This is a genomic window from Streptomyces sp. NPDC002513 (assembly GCF_053595355.1).
Map to the genome: position 1 here is coordinate 116,577 of NZ_JBSFXK010000009.1, position 18,805 is coordinate 135,381.

17 protein-coding genes are annotated in these 18,805 nt (G+C 71.2%); 16 read left to right on the forward strand and 1 reads right to left on the reverse strand.

Annotation, left to right across the window (positions count from 1 at the left end; translation table 11 throughout):
- The first annotated feature begins 11 nt into the window (after positions 1 to 11).
- From ruvX to nusB, 10 genes are all read left to right on the forward strand, one after another.
- Positions 12 to 476 (forward strand): Holliday junction resolvase RuvX, encoded by a 465-nt coding sequence (ruvX, locus tag ACWD5Q_RS09325; RefSeq protein WP_451426403.1) that lies wholly within the window; start codon positions 12 to 14, stop codon positions 474 to 476.
- Positions 477 to 599: 123 nt separating this feature from the next.
- The gene (mltG, locus tag ACWD5Q_RS09330; protein ID WP_451426404.1) at positions 600 to 2,387 is read left to right on the forward strand and encodes an endolytic transglycosylase MltG; all 1,788 of its coding nucleotides are present in this window, start codon (positions 600 to 602) and stop codon (positions 2,385 to 2,387) included.
- Complete coding sequence (locus tag ACWD5Q_RS09335) at positions 2,384 to 3,220, forward strand: shikimate dehydrogenase (protein WP_451426405.1); 837 nt, start codon at positions 2,384 to 2,386, stop codon at positions 3,218 to 3,220. Before mltG ends, ACWD5Q_RS09335 begins: the two co-directional genes overlap by 4 nt.
- Positions 3,221 to 3,433: 213 nt before the next feature.
- Positions 3,434 to 4,618 carry a chorismate synthase gene (gene aroC, locus ACWD5Q_RS09340; protein WP_451426406.1) on the forward strand — a complete coding sequence of 395 codons (1,185 nt, stop codon included), beginning with the start codon at positions 3,434 to 3,436 and terminating at the stop codon, positions 4,616 to 4,618.
- A 32-nt stretch (positions 4,619 to 4,650) separates the two neighbouring features.
- Positions 4,651 to 5,133 (forward strand): shikimate kinase, encoded by a 483-nt coding sequence (locus tag ACWD5Q_RS09345; protein WP_451426450.1) that lies wholly within the window; start codon positions 4,651 to 4,653, stop codon positions 5,131 to 5,133.
- Positions 5,130 to 6,221: a 3-dehydroquinate synthase gene (gene aroB / locus ACWD5Q_RS09350; RefSeq protein ID WP_451426407.1), complete on the forward strand. Its 1,092-nt coding sequence runs from the start codon at positions 5,130 to 5,132 to the stop codon at positions 6,219 to 6,221. The genes ACWD5Q_RS09345 and aroB overlap by 4 nt, the downstream gene beginning before the upstream one ends.
- 248 nt (positions 6,222 to 6,469) lie before the next feature.
- Positions 6,470 to 7,327: a Pro-rich N-terminal domain-containing protein gene (locus ACWD5Q_RS09355; RefSeq protein ID WP_451426408.1), complete on the forward strand. Its 858-nt coding sequence runs from the start codon at positions 6,470 to 6,472 to the stop codon at positions 7,325 to 7,327.
- 240 nt (positions 7,328 to 7,567) lie between these two features.
- Positions 7,568 to 8,674 carry an aminopeptidase P family protein gene (locus ACWD5Q_RS09360; RefSeq protein ID WP_451426409.1) on the forward strand — a complete coding sequence of 369 codons (1,107 nt, stop codon included), beginning with the start codon at positions 7,568 to 7,570 and terminating at the stop codon, positions 8,672 to 8,674.
- Positions 8,675 to 8,718: 44 nt separating this feature from the next.
- Positions 8,719 to 9,285 carry an elongation factor P gene (gene efp, locus ACWD5Q_RS09365; RefSeq protein WP_311696020.1) on the forward strand — a complete coding sequence of 189 codons (567 nt, stop codon included), beginning with the start codon at positions 8,719 to 8,721 and terminating at the stop codon, positions 9,283 to 9,285.
- 2 nt (positions 9,286 to 9,287) lie between these two features.
- Positions 9,288 to 9,719, forward strand: coding sequence for a transcription antitermination factor NusB (nusB, locus tag ACWD5Q_RS09370; protein WP_451426410.1), 432 nt, complete (start codon positions 9,288 to 9,290; stop codon positions 9,717 to 9,719).
- Between the two features lie 277 nt (positions 9,720 to 9,996).
- Here the strand turns inward: nusB and bldD are convergent, their stop codons facing one another.
- A complete protein-coding gene (bldD, locus tag ACWD5Q_RS09375) occupies positions 9,997 to 10,500 on the reverse strand; it encodes a transcriptional regulator BldD (RefSeq protein ID WP_451426411.1) in 504 nt (167 codons plus the stop codon).
- 240 nt (positions 10,501 to 10,740) lie between these two features.
- Between bldD and pyrR the strand changes: the two genes are divergently transcribed.
- From pyrR to carB, 6 genes are all read left to right on the forward strand, one after another.
- The gene (pyrR, locus tag ACWD5Q_RS09380) at positions 10,741 to 11,313 is read left to right on the forward strand and encodes a bifunctional pyr operon transcriptional regulator/uracil phosphoribosyltransferase PyrR (protein ID WP_451426412.1); all 573 of its coding nucleotides are present in this window, start codon (positions 10,741 to 10,743) and stop codon (positions 11,311 to 11,313) included.
- Between the two features lie 102 nt (positions 11,314 to 11,415).
- The gene (locus tag ACWD5Q_RS09385; RefSeq protein WP_451426413.1) at positions 11,416 to 12,411 is read left to right on the forward strand and encodes an aspartate carbamoyltransferase catalytic subunit; all 996 of its coding nucleotides are present in this window, start codon (positions 11,416 to 11,418) and stop codon (positions 12,409 to 12,411) included.
- A gap of 5 nt (positions 12,412 to 12,416) precedes the next feature.
- The gene (locus ACWD5Q_RS09390; RefSeq protein ID WP_451426414.1) at positions 12,417 to 13,703 is read left to right on the forward strand and encodes a dihydroorotase; all 1,287 of its coding nucleotides are present in this window, start codon (positions 12,417 to 12,419) and stop codon (positions 13,701 to 13,703) included.
- Entirely contained in the window at positions 13,700 to 14,308 is a 609-nt protein-coding gene (locus tag ACWD5Q_RS09395; RefSeq protein WP_451426415.1) for a PH-like domain-containing protein, read from the forward strand. The genes ACWD5Q_RS09390 and ACWD5Q_RS09395 overlap by 4 nt, the downstream gene beginning before the upstream one ends.
- Positions 14,305 to 15,447: a glutamine-hydrolyzing carbamoyl-phosphate synthase small subunit gene (carA, locus tag ACWD5Q_RS09400; protein ID WP_451426416.1), complete on the forward strand. Its 1,143-nt coding sequence runs from the start codon at positions 14,305 to 14,307 to the stop codon at positions 15,445 to 15,447. Before ACWD5Q_RS09395 ends, carA begins: the two co-directional genes overlap by 4 nt.
- Positions 15,440 to 18,748, forward strand: a complete 3,309-nt coding sequence (gene carB, locus ACWD5Q_RS09405; RefSeq protein ID WP_451426417.1) for a carbamoyl-phosphate synthase large subunit — start codon at positions 15,440 to 15,442, stop codon at positions 18,746 to 18,748. Before carA ends, carB begins: the two co-directional genes overlap by 8 nt.
- The last annotated feature ends 57 nt before the right edge of the window (positions 18,749 to 18,805 follow it).

Consider the following 18,805-nt stretch of genomic DNA (forward strand, 5'->3'; position numbering starts at 1 on the left):
CGGCCGCACAGATGAGAAGAGGACGCCGACTCGCGATCGACGTCGGTGACGCCCGTATCGGGGTCGCCTCGTGCGACCCCGACGGGATTCTCGCCACCCCGGTGGAGACGGTCCCGGGACGGGACGTTCCGGCGGCCCACCGCCGGCTGAAGCAGCTCGTCGAGGAGTACGAGCCGATCGAGGTCGTCGTCGGCCTGCCTCGCTCCCTCAAGGGGGGCGAGGGCCCGGCCGCCGTCAAGGTCCGCGGCTTCACGCAGGAGCTGGCCCGTGCGATCGCACCCGTGCCCGTGCGGCTCGTGGACGAGCGGATGACGACGGTGACGGCCGGTCAGGGACTGCGCGCCTCCGGCGTGAAAGCCAAGAAGGGCCGGTCCGTGATCGACCAGGCGGCGGCCGTCATCATCCTCCAGCAGGCCCTGGAATCCGAACGAGTGTCAGGCAAGGCACCCGGCGAGGGCGTCGAAGTGGTCATCTGATCGCGATACGGTAACGTTCCGCGCGATGCGTTGGTGTTCGAACAGCCATCGCACAGCAAAGAGGCGGAACGGAAGCCGGGCCACCGGAGCCCGCGACCGCCGACTCGCGGCTCTAGGGGATCGATGACTGAGTATGGCCGGGGCCCAGGCTCCGCACCGTGGCATCCGGAGGACCCGTTGTACGGGGACGGCGGATGGAGAGGACAGCAGGCCCACCCGGGCCAGGCTCCTCACGGTGGCCGACCGCAGCAGCACCCGGAGCAGGCACAGCAGCACTACGGCGGCTGGGACGGCGGCCCGCAGGACGCCTCATACGGCCAGGGACAGCAGGGCTACCAGCAGTACCCCGGCCACGACGGGCAGGAGTACCCGGACCAGTATCAGCAGCAGGGCGGGCAGCAGCAGTACCAGCAACACGGGCCGGACGGGCAGCAGTACCAGCAGGGGCCGCAGCAGAACACGGGGCCCTATCCCGGCCAGCCGCAGCCGGGCTACGGCAACGAGGGCTGGGGCGGCGGGCAGGGCCAGGACCAGGGCCACGTCCCCTACGCCGGCGACCCCGGGGTCCCCGGAGACCCGTACGGTGCCCAGCCCGGTGTGTACGGCGGTGAACAGCCGGACCACTACCAGACGCCGGACGCCTATCCGCCGCCCGAGCCGCCGCACCGCAGGCAGGCCGAGCCGGAGCCGAAGACCGACTGGGACCCGGGCCCCGACCAGGGCGAACACGCCTTCTTCGCGGGCGACGACGCCGACGACGACATCGACGATGACGAGGACGGCGGTGGCCGCGGCGACCGCCGGGGGCGCGGCGGCAAGGGCAAGAAGCGCCGCAACGGATGCGCCTGCCTGATCGTCGTCCTGGTGCTCGGCGGCGGTCTCGGCGGAGTGTGCTACTTCGGGTACCAGTACTACCAGAACCGTTTCGGTGCGGCGCCCGACTACGCAGGCGAGGGCACCAGCGAACAGGTCACGGTCACCATCCCCAAGGGATCCGGCGGGTACGCCATCGGCCAGGTGCTCAAGCAGGCCGGTGTCGTCAAGAGCGTCGACGCGTTCGTCGCGGCGCAGGAGCAGAACCCGAACGGCAAGACCCTCCAGGCGGGCACGTACACGCTGAAGAAGCACATGTCCGCGGCGGCTGCCGTGCAGTTGATGCTCAGCCCGAACAGCAAGAACAACCTGATCATCGCCGAGGGCTGGCGCAACACGAAGATCTACGCGGCGATCGACGGCCGTCTGCAGCTCAAGGCGGGCACCACCCAGGCCCTCGCCCTGAAGGAGTGGAAGAGCTTCGGTCTGCCCGACTGGGCCGACACCAACAGCAGCATCAAGGACCCGCTGGAGGGGTTCCTCTACCCGTCCAGCTATCCGGTCGCCAAGGGCATGAAGCCCGAGGACGTCCTCAAACAGATGGTCGACATGGCCAAGGAGAAGTACGCGGAGTACGGCCTCCAGGCCAAGGCGAAGAGCCTCAACCTGGACAACCCGCTCCAGGTCCTGACGGTCGCGAGCCTCGTCCAGGCCGAGGGCAAGTCCAAGCGCGACTTCGAGAAGGTCGCCACGGTCGTCTACAACCGGCTCAAGCCGAGCAACACCGAGACCGCCGGCCGGCTCGACTTCGACTCGACGGTGAACTACCTGCGCGGCGAGTCCAAGCTCGCGACCGGTTCCGTCGACGACCTCCGGAAGATCGACAATCCGTACAACACCTACCGGGTCCAGGGCCTGCCCCCCGGCCCGATCGACAACCCCGGGGAAGTGGCGATCAAGGCCGCGCTCAACCCGGCCAAGGGCAACTGGTACTACTTCGTCTCGATCAACGACAACGAGACGCTGTTCGCCGAGACCAACGCAGAGCAGAACCGCAACCGCGAGAAGTACCTCGAAGAGCAGAAGAAGGGACAATGACGGGCACCGCCGGCAAGCACCGGGCCGCCGTTCTCGGCTCCCCGATCGCCCACTCCCTCTCCCCGGTGCTGCACCGCGCCGCGTACGACGCCTTGGGACTGACGAACTGGTCCTACGACCGGTTCGAGATCGACGAGGCCGCGCTGCCGGGGTTCTTCGCGGACCTCGGACCCGAATGGGCCGGACTCTCGCTGACCATGCCGCTCAAGCGGGCCGTCATCCCCCTGCTCGACTCGATCAGCGACACCGCGGCCTGTGTCGAGGCGGTGAACACGGTCGTGTTCACCGAGGACGGGCGGCGCGTCGGTGACAACACCGACATCCCCGGGATGGTCGCCGCGCTGCGCGAGCGGGGCGTCGAGCAGGTCGACTCCGCCGCGATCCTCGGCGCCGGCGCGACCGCGTCCTCCGCGCTGGCCGCCCTCGCCCGCGTCTGCACCGGCGAGATCGTCGCCTACGTCCGCAGCGAGGAACGGGCCGCCGAGATGCGCCGGTGGGGCGAGCGGATCGGCGTCGACGTCCGGACAGCCGACTGGTCCCATGCCGGCCGGGCGCTGCGCGCGCCGCTGGTCGTCGCCACGACCCCGGCCGGGACGACGGACGCGCTCACCGCCGCCGTCCCGGAGCGCCCCGCGACCCTCTTCGACGTGCTGTACGACCCCTGGCCCACCGCCCTCGCGGCGCGCTGGTCCGCGCACGGCGGTGCCGTCGTCAGCGGCCTCGACCTGCTGGTGCACCAGGCGGTGCTCCAGGTCGAGCAGATGACGGGCCGCTCTCCGGCCCCGGTGGACGTCATACGCACGGCGGGGGAACACGCTCTGGCGGCCCGGTAGGAACGACTCGTTCCGCCCCCCACTCCGGTGTGCGCCCGAGCGCGCAGGCCCCCTTCGCCGGCGTCCGCCTGATGGACCTGGGACCGGTTCACGCCACCGGACGTGGGAGGATCGGTGGTGGCGGGCCGGGGCCGCGCACCCGGTCGCGCTGTCGCCGTACGCGAGGACACGCGTGCGCAGGGCAGTACCAGGCGCGAGCACTGAGGAGCACCGTTGAGCAGGTTGCGCTGGCTGACCGCGGGGGAGTCCCACGGTCCCGCACTTGTCGCGACGCTGGAGGGCCTTCCCGCCGGCGTGCCGATCACCACGGAGATGGTGGCGGATCACCTGGCGCGGCGGCGACTGGGCTATGGGCGCGGTGCGCGGATGAAGTTCGAGCGCGACGAGGTCACCTTTTTGGGCGGTGTCCGGCACGGCCTCACACTGGGCTCCCCGGTGGCGATCATGGTCGGCAACACCGAGTGGCCCAAGTGGGAACAGGTCATGGCGGCCGACCCGGTGGACCCCGAGGTGCTCGCGGGACTGGCCCGCAACGCGCCGCTGACCCGGCCGCGGCCCGGGCACGCCGACCTCGCCGGTATGCAGAAGTACGGATTCGACGAGGCGCGGCCGATCCTGGAGCGCGCATCGGCCCGGGAGACCGCGGCCCGGGTGGCGCTGGGCGCGGTGGCCCGGTCGTACCTGAAGGAGACCACGGGCATCGAGATCGTCTCGCACGTCGTCGAAGTGGCGTCGGTGAAGGCGCCGTACGGCGTGTACCCGACCCCGGCCGATGTGGAGCGGCTGGACGCCGACCCCGTGCGCTGCCTGGACGCGGACGCGTCGAAGGCGATGGTCGCGGAGATCGACCAGGCACACAAGGACGGCGACACCCTCGGGGGCGTGGTCGAGGTCCTGGCCTACGGGGTGCCCGTCGGCCTCGGCTCGCATGTGCACTGGGACCGCCGGCTCGACGCCCGGCTCGCCGCCGCGCTGATGGGCATCCAGGCGATCAAGGGCGTCGAGGTCGGCGACGGTTTCGAGCTGGCGCGGGTGCCGGGCTCCCAGGCCCATGACGAGATCATCACGACGCCCGAGGGCATCAAGCGGGCGACGGGCCGCTCCGGCGGCACCGAGGGCGGTCTGTCCACCGGTGAACTGCTGCGCGTGCGCGCGGCGATGAAGCCCATCGCGACCGTGCCCCGCGCGCTGCGGACCGTCGACGTGTCCACGGGCGAGCCGGCGCAGGCGCACCACCAGCGCTCGGACGTCTCCGCGGTCCCCGCGGCCGGCATCGTCGCCGAGGCGATGGTCGCGCTCGTCCTCGCGGACGCGGTGGCGGAGAAGTTCGGCGGCGACAGCGTGCCCGAGACCCGCCGCAACGTGCGGTCCTACCTCGACACCCTGGAGATCCGGTGAGCGCGGCGCCCGCGGTCGTCCTCGTCGGCCCGATGGGGGTGGGAAAGTCCACCGTCGGGCGGCTGCTGGCCGAGCGGCTCGGGGTCGGCTACCGCGACACGGACGACGACATCGTGGCCGAGCAGGGCCGGAGCATCGCGGACATCTTCGTGGACGAGGGCGAGCCCGTCTTCCGCGCGCTCGAGAAGCGGGCCGTGCGGCGGGCGGTCGGCGAACACGACGGGGTGCTGGCCCTGGGCGGCGGCGCGGTCCTCGACGAGGACATCCGCGCGCTGCTCGCCGGACAGCGCGTGGTCTACCTCTCCATGGACGTCGAGGAGGCGGTACGGCGCACCGGCCTCAACGCGGCCCGCCCGCTGCTCGCGATCAATCCGCGCCGCCAGTGGCGCGAACTCATGGAGGCGCGCCGTCATCTGTACGAAGAGGTCGCCACGGCTGTCGTGCCCACCGACGCGCGCAGCCCCGAAGAGGTGACCCAAGCCGTCCTGGACGCAGTGGAGTTGAAGGAAGCATGAGCGAGGCCCTGACGCGGATCCGGATCGGCGGCACCGCGGGCACCGACCCCTATGAGGTCCTGGTCGGCCGTCAGCTCCTGGGCGAGCTGGCCGGTTCGATCGGTGACCGGGCCAAGCGGGTCGCCGTGATCCACCCGGAGGCGCTGACCGAGACGGGCGAGGCGCTGCGTGCCGACCTCGCCGGGCAGGGCTTCGAGGCGATCGCCATCCAGATCCCGAACGCCGAGGAGGCCAAGACCGCCGAGGTCGCCGCCTACTGCTGGAAGGCGCTCGGCCAGTCCGGCTTCACCCGCACCGACGTCATCGTCGGCGTGGGCGGCGGCGCGACCACCGACCTGGCCGGGTTCGTGGCCGCGACCTGGCTGCGCGGAGTGCGCTGGATCGCCGTCCCGACCACCGTGCTGGCCATGGTGGACGCGGCGGTCGGCGGCAAGACCGGCATCAACACCGCCGAGGGCAAGAACCTGGTCGGTGCCTTCCACCCGCCCGCGGGTGTGCTGTGCGACCTCGCCGCCCTGGACTCCCTGCCGGTCAACGACTACGTCTCCGGGCTCGCCGAGGTCATCAAGGCCGGTTTCATCGCCGACCCGGTGATCCTGGACCTGATCGAGGAGGACCCGGGTGCCGCCCGGACCCCGGCCGGCCCGCACACCGCCGAGCTGATCGAGCGCTCCATCAGGGTCAAGGCCGAGGTGGTCTCCGCGGACCTGAAGGAGTCCGGCCTCCGGGAGATCCTCAACTACGGGCACACGCTCGGCCACGCGATCGAGAAGAACGAGCGGTACCAGTGGCGGCACGGCGCCGCCGTCGCCGTCGGCATGCACTTCGCCGCCGAACTCGGGCGGCTGGCAGGCCGGTTGGACGACGCCACGGCCGATCGCCACCGTACGGTACTGGAGGCCGTCGGGCTGCCGCTGCACTACCGCTACGACCAGTGGCCCAAGCTGCTTCAGACCATGAAGGTCGACAAGAAGTCCCGCGGCGACCTGCTCCGCTTCATCGTGCTGGACGGTCTGGCCAAGCCGACCGTGCTGGAGGGCCCGGACCCGGCGGTGCTGCTCGCCGCGTACGGCGAAGTGGGCCAGTAGCCCGCGCTGTCGGGCCCGAGCGTCGGGCGACTGGTTCCGCCGGGCGTCGGCTGCCTCGATTCGCCTGCGGCGACCGGCACTTCGGGCCGCCCCCGGCCGTTCACACAACGACGGCCGGGGAGGGTACCGTTCGGTGGGGAGCGGGGTGCCGCGCCCCGCCGCCGGGGTCCGTCGCCTGCCGCGAGTGAGCCGGAGGGGTGCGCCGGGGTGGCGACCGAGCCTGAGACGACGAGACGGAGTGGCACCGGATGCAGCACGCAGTGGGAGCCCCGCTGCCGCCGCCCCACCAGCCGGGGCAGAATCCGGCGACCGCCTGGTCACCGGCCGCACATCAGCCGGGACAGCCGGGCGCCCACCCGGGTCCCGCACCGTACCTCCCGCCCGTGCCCGGCTTCCCGGGCCCCCCGGTGCCGCCCGGGCCTCCGCACCCCCACCTCGCCCCGTACCACGCGCCCGCGCCGGACGCCACGGGCCAGGTCCGGCTTCCACCCGGCGCCCCGGACGGTCTGCCGGTCACGCCCCCCGCCGCGAGCACGCCGGACCCCGCGGGCACCCCGCTCGCGGTGCTGCTCATCGGTCCGGCGGGTGCGGGCAAGACGAGCGTCGCGAAGTACTGGGCCGACCACCGCCGCGTTCCCACGGCCCACATCAGCCTCGACGATGTACGCGAATGGGTGCGCTCGGGCTTCGCCGACCCGCAGTCGGGGTGGAACGACCACTCGGAGGCGCAGTATCGTCTCGCCCGCCGCACCTGCGGCTTCGCGGCCCGCAACTTCCTGGCCAACGGCATTTCGTGCATCCTCGACGACGCCGTCTTCCCGGACCGTCCGGTCGTCGGCCTCGGTGGCTGGAAACGGCATGTGGGACCGGGTCTGCTCCCGGTCGTCCTGCTGCCCGGCCTGGACATAGTCCTGGAGCGCAACGCGGAGCGCACGGGCAACCGCCGCCTCACCGACGAGGAGGTCGCCCGCATCCACGGCCGCATGGCCGGCTGGTACGGCTCCGGACTGCCGATCATCGACAACTCACAGCTCGACGTGGCGGGAACGGCCCGGGCGCTGGACGAGGCTCTGGCCCGCTCGATCGCAAGCCCGCCGCAGTGGTGAGGGGCGGGGCCGCCGTAGGGGTGACAGGGCCGGCCCGCCGTCGTGGAGATGTGGCCCGCGACGGCGGTGGCGCGTCGGGGTGGCCGCTCGACGGCCGCCCGGGGACCTGAGCCGGCCCTTGCGCCGAGAGGTGTCCCCGGCCCGGCCCCCGAGCCCCGGGGCCGCCTCCGCTGACTGCCCGGCCGCCCGTCCGGCCCCGTTGGACCGGCGACATCCGGCCACCGCTCGTAGGCTCGGGTCATGCCAGAGGTGTACGCGGCCCGCCGGGAGCGGCTGAGGGATCGCTGCAGCGCGGGTGGCAGTGCGGCGGCGCTGGTCACCCGCCCCGCCAATGTCCGCTATCTCGCGGGCGCCGCGCCCCAGGGCGCCGTCCTGCTGGTCGGCGCGGGGCAGGACGTGCTGCTGTGCGCCGGACCGCCGGACGACGAGCTGATCGACGGACGGCCCGACGAGGTGGTGCGGGTGCAGGTACTGCCGGTGTCCGGCGGCGACCCCGCCGTGGCCGGGGCCGACCTGGCGGCCGCGCAGGGCGCCGACTCCCTGGCGGTGGAGGAGCACCACCTCACGGTGGCCCGGCACCGGGCCCTGACGTCGGTCGCCCCCCGGCTGCGGCTGACCGATCTCGGCGGCGCGGTCGAGCAGCTTCGTCTGATCAAGGACGAGGACGAGATCTCCCTGCTGCGCATCGGGGCGGAGATCGTGGACCAGGCGCTGAGCGAGTTGCTGGAGTCGATCCTCGTCGGCCGCACCGAGCGGCACCTCGCCCTCGAACTGGAACGCCGTCTGATCGACCACGGCGCCGACGGGCCCGCGTTCAGCACCTCCGTCGGCACCGGCCCGAACTCCGGCCGTCCCGGTCACCGCCCCACCGACCGGCGGGTGGAGGAGGGCGATTTCCTCTCCGTCTGCCTCGGGGCCACCTATCGCGGCTACCGCTGCGAGATCGGCCGTACCTTTGTCATCGGCACCTCGCCCGCCGACTGGCAGATCGAGTTGTATGATCTCGTCTTCGCCGCGCAGCGCGCCGGACGCCAGGCCCTGGCACCCGGTGTCGCCTACCGGGATGTGGACCGCGCCGCACGTCAGGTTCTGGACTCCGCGGGGTACGGCGGCGGCCTCGCGCCGGGGACCGGGCACGGTGTGGGACTCGAAATCGACGAGGACCCGCAGCTGGCCCCGGCCGCCATGGGTAAACTGGACGCTTGCGTGCCGGTCACTGTCGAACCCGGGGTTCACCTCCCGGGCCGGGGCGGTGTCCGGATCGATGACACGCTCGTCGTGCGCCCCGAGGCGGACGGCGGACCCGAGCTACTCACCATCACGACCAAGGAGCTGCTCGCGCTGTAGCGCGCGCCCCGGGGTCGTACGTCAGTCCAGGAGATTCCGCAACCGTGGCTTCCACGAACGACCTCAAGAACGGCCTGGTGCTCAAGCTCGAAGGCGGCCAGCTCTGGTCCGTCGTCGAGTTCCAGCACGTCAAGCCCGGCAAGGGCCCGGCCTTCGTGCGCACCAAGCTCAAGAACGTGCTCTCCGGCAAGGTCGTCGACAAGACGTTCAACGCCGGTGTCAAGGTCGAGACGGCCACCGTCGACAAGCGCGACATGCAGTTCTCGTACAAGGACGGCGAGTACTTCGTCTTCATGGACATGGAGACGTACGACCAGCTGCACATCGACCCGAAGGCCGTCGGCGACGCCGCGAACTTCCTCATCGAGGGCTTCACGGCCGTCGTCGCGCAGCACGAGGGCGAGGTGCTCTTCGTCGAGCTGCCCGCCGCTGTCGAGCTGACCATCGCCGAGACGGAGCCGGGCGTCCAGGGCGACCGCTCCACCGGTGGCACCAAGCCCGCCACCCTGGAGACCGGTCACCAGATCCAGGTCCCGCTCTTCATCACCACCGGTGAGAAGATCAAGGTCGACACCCGTACCAGCGACTACCTCGGCCGGGTGAACAGCTAACCGTGGCTGCTCGTAACACGGCCCGTAAGCGCGCCTTCCAGATCCTCTTCGAGGGTGACCAGCGCGGAGCCGACGTCCTCACGGTCCTCGCGGACTGGATCCGGCTCTCGCGGACCGACACCCGGCAGCCGCCGGTGAGCGAGTACACGATGCAGCTGGTCGAGGGCTACGCGGAGCACGCGAAGCGCATCGACGAGCTGATCGCGCAGTACGCGGTGGGCTGGACCATCGACCGGATGCCGGTCGTCGACCGCAACATCCTGCGCCTCGGTGCCCACGAGCTGATCTGGGTCGATGAGACACCGGACGCCGTGGTGCTCGACGAGATGGTGCAGCTCGCCAAGGAGTTCTCCACGGACGAGTCGCCCGCGTTCGTCAACGGGCTGCTCGGCCGGCTGAAGGAACTGAAGCCGTCGCTGCGCCGCCGCGACTGAGAGCTCCGCGGACGCGCCGCGGAGCGTCCGGCCGTGTGCGTCCCGGCGTCCCTTCGGGCACGACGACGCCCTCCCTACGCCGCAGGGCCCGCAGCACGCGTGCTGCGGGCCCTGCGGCGTAGGCGAGCCCCGGGTGCGGGCCGCGCGAGCCCGGCCGCACGGGTGAGCGCCGACCGCCGGGTCACGTGCCGCCGCCCGCGAGAACGGCCGCCGGGGTGGCCCGACCGTTCTGGTCCGGCCACCCCGGCGGCACGTTTCTGCTGAGGCTGGAAGGGGGTCAGCTCTCCTCGTGTGACGCCACGGCCCGGCGCGCGTCCGCGTCCAGGACGCCCCAGCTGATCAGCTGCTCGGTCAGCACCGAGGGCGACTGGTCGTAGATCACCGCGAGGGTGCGCAGGTCGTCCTGGCGGATCGACAGCACCTTGCCGTTGTAGTCACCGCGCTGGGACTGGATCGTCGCCGCGTACCGCTGGAGCGGACCCGCCTTCTCGGTCGGCACGCCGGCCAGACGCTCCAGATCCAGGACGAGCTTCGGCGGCGGCTCCGCGGCACCGCCCGGAGTGGTCCCGGGCAGCAGTTCCTGAACCGGAACTCCGTAGAAATCCGCCAGCTCGGCGAGGCGCTGCACGGTGACGGCGCGGTCTCCGCGCTCGTACGACCCGACCACGACCGCCTTCCAGCGTCCCTGGGACTTCTCCTCCACACCGTGGAGGGAAAGGCCCTGCTGGGTGCGGATGGCCCGGAGCTTGGCCCCGAGCTGTTTGGCGTATTCGCTGGACATATAGCTCCCCGGACGAAGGCTGGTGACTCACTGTGAGGTTACGCAGCGTGACTCTGCCCCGTCAAGCCGAACGGTTCGCACCGACCCGTCCGTGCGCGGCGACGTGCGGTGACGCCGGATGGGTGACACGGGACGCCAGAGGGGTGATCGGCCGCTCCTGGCGGGCTGGTAGTCTGTATGGCGCAATTACGACGTCCTTTAAGGTCCGTCCCGTGAGACGGAGAAGGGGGTCCGTTTCGTATGGACACGCAGCATTCCGATGCGCGACCCGTCCTCGAGGGTCCTGACATCGCGCGGGTGCTCACCCGCATCGCCCACGAGATCGTCGAGCGCGCCAAGGGCGCCGACGACGTGGTGCTCCTCGGCATCCCGACCCGGGGCGTCTTCCTCGCCCGTCGGCTCGCCGTCAAGCTCGAGCAGATCACCGGCCGCACGATCCCGGTCGGCTCCCTCGACATCACCATGTACCGCGACGACCTGCGCCTGCAGCCGCCCCGTGCCCTGGCCCGCACGGAGATCCCCGGTGACGGGCTCGACGGCCGTCTCGTCGTCCTCGTCGACGACGTGCTCTTCTCCGGCCGCACCATCCGCGCCGCCCTCGACGCCCTGAACGACATCGGGCGTCCGCGCGCGGTCCAGCTCGCGGTCCTCGTCGACCGCGGCCACCGCGAACTCCCGATCCGCGCCGACTACGTCGGCAAGAACCTCCCCACGTCGCTGCGGGAGACGGTCAAGGTCCTGCTCACCGAGGAGGACGGTCGCGACACCGTGCTGCTCGGCGTGAAGCAGACCGTGGCGAGCGCGCAGCAGTAGCACTGCGGCGTACCCCTGCCGCACGCCCCGCGAGTGCGCCTCCGCACGCGCGCGCCTGCCCGAATCCTCCCGATTGATGAACTGCCTTACGGAGCCTGACAGATGCAGCGCCATCTCATCTCGGCCGCCGACCTCACCCGTGACGACGCCGTCCTGATCCTCGACACTGCCGAGGAGATGGCCCGGGTCGCGGACCGGCCGATCAAGAAGCTGCCGACCCTGCGCGGCCGCACCGTCGTCAACCTCTTCTTCGAGGACTCCACCCGCACCCGGATCTCCTTCGAGGCCGCCGAGAAGCGGCTGTCCGCGGACGTGATCAACTTCTCCGCCAAGGGATCCAGCGTGTCCAAGGGCGAGTCCCTCAAGGACACCGCCCAGACCCTGGAGGCGATGGGCGTCGACGCCGTCGTCATCCGGCACGGTGCCTCCGGAGCCCCCTACCGCCTGGCCAACTCCGGCTGGATCGACGCCGCCGTGATCAACGCCGGCGACGGCACCCACCAGCACCCCACCCAGGCCCTGCTCGACGCCTTCACCATGCGCCGCCGCCTGGTGGGCCGGGACACGGGGCTCGGCCACGACCTGGCCGGGAAGCGCATCACCATCGTCGGTGACGTGCTGCACAGCCGGGTCGCCCGCTCCAACGTCGACCTGCTGCACACCCTGGGCGCCGAGGTCACCCTGGTCGCCCCGCCCACCCTGGTGCCGGTCGGCGTCGGGTCCTGGCCCTGCGAGATCTCCTACGACCTCGACGGGACGCTGCCCAAGTCGGACGCCGTGATGATGCTGCGCGTCCAGCGCGAGCGCATGAACGCCGCCTTCTTCCCGACCGAGCGCGAATACGCGCGACGCTACGGCCTGGACGGCGACCGGATGGCGAGGATGCCCGAACACGCCATCGTCATGCACCCCGGCCCGATGGTGCGCGGCATGGAGATCACCGCCGAGGTCGCCGATTCCCGGCGCTGCACCGCCGTGGAGCAGGTGGCGAACGGTGTCTCGATCCGGATGGCGGTCCTGTACCTGCTGCTCGGCGGGGCCGTGTTCGAAACCCGGGACGCGTCCGCCCACCCCCACACCCGTACCGAGGAGAAGTAAGACAGATGAGCAAGACCCTGATCCGTGGTGCGAAGGTGCTCGGCGGTGAGCCACAGGACGTCCTGATCGACGGTGAGGTCGTCGAAGCGGTCGGCACGGGGCTGTCCGCCGAGGGCGCACAGGTCGTCGAGGCCGACGGCAAGGTGCTGCTCCCGGGCCTCGTCGATCTGCACACCCATCTGCGCGAGCCCGGCCGCGAGGACTCCGAGACCGTCCTGACCGGCACCCGGGCCGCCGCGAGCGGCGGCTACACGGCCGTGTTCGCCATGGCCAACACCTTCCCGGTCGCCGACACCGCCGGTGTCGTCGAGCAGGTATGGCGGCTGGGCCGGGAACACGGCTACTGCGACGTCCACCCCGTCGGTGCCGTCACCGTCGGCCTGGAGGGCAGGAAACTCGCCGAGCTCGGCGCCATGCACGAGTCGGCGGCCGGCGTCACCGTCTTCTCCGACGACGGCAAGTGCGTCGACGACGCGGTGATCATGCGCCGGGCGCTGGAGTACGTGAAGGCCTTCGGCGGCGTCGTCGCCCAGCACGCACAGGAGCCGCGGCTGACCGAGGGCGCCCAGATGAACGAGGGCGTCGTCTCCGCGGAGCTGGGGCTCGGCGGCTGGCCGGCGGTCGCCGAGGAGTCGGTCATCGCCCGGGACGTGCTGCTCGCCGACCACGTCGGCTCGCGCGTGCACATCTGCCATCTGTCGACCGCCGGGTCCGTCGAGATCGTGCGCTGGGCGAAGTCCCGCGGCATCGACGTCACCGCCGAGGTCACCCCGCACCACCTGCTCCTCACCGACGAGCTGGTGCGCAGCTACAACCCGGTCTACAAGGTGAACCCGCCGCTGCGCACCGAGCGCGACGTCATGGCGCTGCGCGAGGCGCTCGCCGACGGCACGATCGACATCGTCGCCACCGACCACGCCCCCCATCCGCACGAGGACAAGGACTGCGAGTGGGCCGCCGCCGCCATGGGCATGGTGGGCCTGGAGACGGCGCTGTCCGTGGTGCAGGAGACCATGGTCGACACCGGGCTGCTCGACTGGGCGGGGGTCGCCGACCGCATGTCCTTCCAGCCCGCGAAGATCGGCCGGGCCGCGGGCCACGGCCGCCCCGTCTCGGCGGGCGAGCCCGCCAACCTCACCCTCGTCGACACCGCATACCGTGGGCTGGTGGACCCCGCGGGCTTCGCCTCGCGCAGCCGCAACACTCCGTACGAGGGCCGTGAGCTGCCGGGCCGTATCACCCACACCTGGCTCCGGGGCAAGGCCACCCTCGTCGACGGGAAGCTCGCGTGACTCCTGACATCCTGCTCGCCGCCGAGAAGCAATCGGCGCACGTGACCGACTGGTCCGCTCGTATCGGCTGGCTCGTGGGGCTCGCCCTGTTCGTCGCGCTCGTCTACTGGCTGATGCGCGAGGGCTGGAAGTGGCGCGCCACCCTCCAGAGCGACCTGCCGGAGCTGCCCGCCCGCCCGTCGCCCACCACCCTCGACGGAGGCGAGCCGCCGCTGCCCGGAATGCCCGAGGAGCCCGGTCCGGCGAAACTGAGCATGAGCGGCCGCTACCACGGCTCCACGACCGCCGGGCAGTGGCTGGACCGCATCGTGGCCCACGGCCTGGGGACGCGCAGCCGGGTCGAGCTCACGCTGACGGACGCCGGCCTCGACGTCGTACGCCCCGGCGCGACCGACTTCTTCGTGCCCGCCGAGCGGCTGCGCGGGGCCCGGCTCGACAAGGGCATCGCGGGCAAGGTCCTCACCGAGGGCGGACTGCTGATCGTGACCTGGGAGCACGGCGGCAAGCTGCTCGACTCCGGGTTCCGCTCCGACCGCGCGGCCGAGCACAACGACTGGGTCGAAACCCTGAACCACATGATCAACAAGACGGAAGGCGCACGATGACGACCTCCACCAGGGGAGCCTTGAGGACTCCCGCCGTACTCGTCCTGGAGGACGGCCGGACCTTCCGCGGCCGTGCCTACGGGGCCGTGGGGGTGACCTTCGGCGAGGCCGTGTTCTCGACCGGCATGACCGGCTACCAGGAGACCCTCACCGACCCGTCGTACCACCGCCAGGTCGTCGTGATGACCGCCCCCCACGTCGGCAACACCGGTGTCAACGACGAGGACCCCGAGTCGCAGCGGATCTGGGTCGCGGGCTACGTCGTGCGCGACCCCGCGCGCGTGCCCTCCAACTGGCGCGCCAAGCGCTCACTGGACGAGGAACTGCGCCACCAGGGCGTCGTCGGCATCTCCGGGATCGACACCCGCGCGCTCACCCGCCATCTGCGCGAGCGTGGCGCCATGCGCGTCGGCATCTTCTCCGGCAACGCGCTGCCCGACGAGGGCACCATGCTCGCCGAGGTACGCCAGGCCCCCGAGATGGTGGGCGCGGACCTCGCCACCGAGGTCGCCACCAAGGAGGCCTACGTCGTCCCCGCGATCGGCGAGAAGCGGTTCACCGTCGCCGCGGTGGACCTCGGCATCAAGGGCATGACCCCGCACCGCATGGCCGAGCGCGGCATCGAGGTGCACGTGCTGCCCGCGACGGCCACGGTCGAGGACGTGTACGCCGTGAACCCGGACGGTGTGTTCTTCTCCAACGGCCCCGGCGACCCGGCCACCGCCGACCACCCCGTCTCCGTGATGCAGGCCGTCCTGGAGCGCGGGACGCCCCTGTTCGGCATCTGCTTCGGCAACCAGATCCTCGGCCGTGCGCTCGGCTTCGGCACCTACAAGCTGAAGTACGGCCACCGTGGCATCAACCAGCCGGTGCAGGACCGTACGACCGGCAAGGTCGAGGTCACCGCGCACAACCACGGCTTCGCGGTCGACGCCCCGCTCGACCAGGTGTCCGACACCCCTTACGGCCGCGCCGAGGTCTCCCACGTCTGTCTCAACGACAACGTGGTGGAGGGCCTCCAGCTGCTCGACCAGCCGGCCTTCAGCGTCCAGTACCACCCCGAAGCGGCGGCAGGGCCGCACGATGCCGCCTACCTGTTCGACCGCTTCGTATCCCTGATGGAGGGCCAGCGTGCCTAAGCGCACCGATATCCAGTCCGTCCTGGTCATCGGCTCCGGCCCGATCGTCATCGGCCAGGCCGCCGAGTTCGACTACTCCGGCACCCAGGCGTGCCGGGTCCTGAGGTCCGAGGGCTTGCGGGTCATCCTGGTGAACTCGAACCCGGCGACGATCATGACCGACCCGGAGATCGCCGACGCCACCTACATCGAGCCGATCACCCCGGACTTCGTCGAGAGGATCATCGCCAAGGAGCGCCCCGACGCCCTGCTGCCCACCCTGGGCGGGCAGACGGCCCTCAACACCGCCATCTCGCTGCACGGGAACGGCGTCCTGGACAAGTACGGCGTCGAGCTGATCGGCGCCAACGTCGAGGCCATCCACAAGGGCGAGGACCGCGACCGGTTCAAGGAGGTCGTGGAGGCGGTCCGCGGGAAGATCGGGCACGGCGAGTCCGCCCGGTCGGTGATCTGCCACTCCATGGACGAGGTGCTGGCCGGCGTCGAGTGGCTCGGCGGCTACCCGGTCGTCGTCCGCCCCTCCTTCACCATGGGCGGCGCCGGCTCCGGCTTCGCGCACGACGAGGAGGAGCTGCGCCGCATCGCCGGACAGGGCCTCACCCTCTCGCCGACCACCGAGGTGCTCCTGGAGGAGTCCATCCTCGGCTGGAAGGAGTACGAGCTGGAGCTGATGCGCGACAAGCACGACAACGTCGTGGTCGTCTGCTCCATCGAGAACTTCGACCCGATGGGCGTGCACACCGGTGACTCGATCACCGTCGCCCCGGCGATGACGCTGACCGACCGCGAGTACCAGATCCTGCGCGACATCGGCATCGCTGTCATCCGCGAGGTCGGCGTGGACACCGGCGGCTGCAACATCCAGTTCGCGGTGAACCCCGAGGACGGTCGGGTGATCGTCATCGAGATGAACCCGCGCGTCTCGCGCTCCTCCGCGCTCGCCTCCAAGGCGACCGGCTTCCCGATCGCCAAGATCGCCGCCAAGCTGGCCGTGGGCTACACCCTCGACGAGATCCCGAACGACATCACCCAGGAGACCCCGGCCTCCTTCGAGCCGACCCTGGACTATGTCGTCGTGAAGGCGCCGCGGTTCGCCTTCGAGAAGTTCCCGTCCGCCGACTCCACGCTCACCACGACCATGAAGTCGGTCGGCGAGGCGATGGCGATCGGCCGCAACTTCACCGAGGCGTTCCAGAAGGCGCTGCGCTCCCTGGAGAAGAAGGGCAGCCAGTTCACCTTCACGGGTGAGACCGGCGACAAGGCGACACTGCTGCGCGAGGCCGCCCGTCCCACCGACGGCCGGATCAACACGGTCATGGAGGCCATCCGCGCGGGCGCCACCCAGGAGGAGGTCTTCGAGGCCACCCGGATCGACCCCTGGTTCGTCGACCAGCTCTTCCTCATCAAGGAGATCGCGGACGAGCTGGCCGCCGCCGAGCGGCTGGACGCCGAGCTGCTGGCCGAGGCCAAGCGACACGGCTTCTCCGACCAGCAGATCGCCGAGATCCGGGGCCTGCGCGAGGACGTCGTGCGCGAGGTGCGGCACGCGCTGGGCGTGCGCCCGGTCTACAAGACGGTGGACACCTGCGCCGCCGAGTTCGCCGCGAAGACGCCGTACTTCTACTCCTCCTACGACGAGGAGAGCGAGGTCGCGCGGCGCGAGAAGCCCGCGGTGATCATCCTGGGCTCCGGCCCCAACCGCATCGGCCAGGGCATCGAGTTCGACTACTCCTGCGTCCACGCCTCCTTCGCGCTCAGCGACGCCGGGTACGAGACCGTGATGGTCAACTGCAACCCCGAGACGGTCTCCACGGACTACGACACCTCCGACCGCCTGTACTTCGAGCCGCTGACGCTCGAGGACGTGCTGGAGATCGTCCACGCCGAGCAGCAGGCCGGCCCGGTCGCGGGCGTCGTGGTCCAGCTCGGCGGCCAGACTCCGCTGGGCCTGGCACAGGCGCTGAAGGACAACGGCGTGCCGATCGTGGGCACCCCGCCCGAGGCGATCCACGCCGCCGAGGACCGCGGCGCGTTCGGGCGCGTGCTCGCCGAGGCCGGGCTCCCGGCGCCCAAGCACGGCACGGCCACCACGTTCGAGGAGGCCAAGGCGATCGCGGACGAGATCGGCTACCCGGTCCTCGTCCGGCCGTCCTACGTCCTCGGCGGACGCGGCATGGAGATCGTCTACGACGAGACCCGGCTCGCGTCGTACATCGCCGAGTCGACCGAGATCGGCCCGTCCCGGCCGGTACTGGTCGACCGCTTCCTCGACGACGCGATCGAGATCGACGTCGACGCCCTGTACGACGGCGAGGAGCTGTACCTCGGCGGTGTGATGGAGCACATCGAGGAAGCCGGCATCCACTCCGGCGACTCGGCGTGCGCGCTGCCGCCGATCACACTGGGCGGCTTCGACATCAAGCGGCTGCGCGCCTCCACGGAGGCCATCGCCCGGGGCGTCGGGGTGCGCGGACTGATCAACATCCAGTTCGCGATGGCAGGTGACATTCTCTACGTCCTGGAGGCCAATCCGCGGGCCTCCCGCACCGTTCCCTTCACCTCGAAGGCGACCGCGGTGCCGCTGGCCAAGGCCGCCGCCCGGATCTCGCTGGGTGCGACCCTCGCGCAGCTGCGCGAGGAGGGCCTGCTGCCGAAGCACGGCGACAGCGGCGAGCTGCCGCTGGACGCGCCGATCTCGGTCAAGGAGGCCGTGCTGCCGTGGTCGCGGTTCCGCGACATCCACGGACGGGGCGTGGACACGGTCCTCGGCCCGGAGATGCGCTCCACCGGCGAAGTCATGGGCATCGACTCCGTCTTCGGCACGGCGTACGCCAAGTCGCAGGCGGGCGCCTACGGCCCGCTGCCGACCAAGGGCCGCGCCTTCATCTCGGTCGCCAACCGGGACAAGCGGTCGATGATCTTCCCGGCGCGGGAGCTGGTCGCCCATGGCTTCGAGCTGCTCGCCACCTCCGGCACGGCCGAGGTGCTCAGGCGCAACGGCATCAACGCCACCGTCGTGCGCAAGCAGTCCGACGGCACCGGCCCGGACGGCGAGAGGACCATCGTCCAGCTCATCCACGACGGCGAGGTCGACCTCATCGTCAACACCCCCTACGGCACCGGGGGCCGCCTCGACGGCTACGAGATCCGCACGGCCGCGGTCGCCCGCTCCGTGCCCTGCCTGACGACCGTCCAGGCGCTTGCCGCCGCCGTCCAGGGCATCGACGCCCTCAACCGCGGTGACGTGGGCGTCCGCTCGCTCCAGGAACACGCGGAGCACCTGATCGCGGCCCGCGACTAGCGGCCTTCGAGGGGGACACCGGAAACGGTGTCCCGCTTCGGGGATCCGGGGGCGTTC

Coding starts and splice junctions, on each gene's coding strand:
- mltG (WP_451426404.1), top strand. CDS start 600: ATGACTGAGTATGGCCGGGGCCCAGGCTCCGCACCGTGGCATCCGGAG.
- bldD (WP_451426411.1), bottom strand. CDS start 10,500: ATGTCCAGCGAATACGCCAAACAGCTCGGGGCCAAGCTCCGGGCCATC.
- ACWD5Q_RS09390 (WP_451426414.1), top strand. CDS start 12,417: ATGAGCAAGACCCTGATCCGTGGTGCGAAGGTGCTCGGCGGTGAGCCA.
- ACWD5Q_RS09360 (WP_451426409.1), top strand. CDS start 7,568: ATGCCAGAGGTGTACGCGGCCCGCCGGGAGCGGCTGAGGGATCGCTGC.
- ACWD5Q_RS09385 (WP_451426413.1), top strand. CDS start 11,416: ATGCAGCGCCATCTCATCTCGGCCGCCGACCTCACCCGTGACGACGCC.
- carA (WP_451426416.1), top strand. CDS start 14,305: ATGACGACCTCCACCAGGGGAGCCTTGAGGACTCCCGCCGTACTCGTC.
- aroB (WP_451426407.1), top strand. CDS start 5,130: ATGAGCGAGGCCCTGACGCGGATCCGGATCGGCGGCACCGCGGGCACC.
- ruvX (WP_451426403.1), top strand. CDS start 12: ATGAGAAGAGGACGCCGACTCGCGATCGACGTCGGTGACGCCCGTATC.
- pyrR (WP_451426412.1), top strand. CDS start 10,741: ATGGACACGCAGCATTCCGATGCGCGACCCGTCCTCGAGGGTCCTGAC.
- ACWD5Q_RS09335 (WP_451426405.1), top strand. CDS start 2,384: ATGACGGGCACCGCCGGCAAGCACCGGGCCGCCGTTCTCGGCTCCCCG.
- ACWD5Q_RS09345 (WP_451426450.1), top strand. CDS start 4,651: ATGGGGGTGGGAAAGTCCACCGTCGGGCGGCTGCTGGCCGAGCGGCTC.
- ACWD5Q_RS09355 (WP_451426408.1), top strand. CDS start 6,470: ATGCAGCACGCAGTGGGAGCCCCGCTGCCGCCGCCCCACCAGCCGGGG.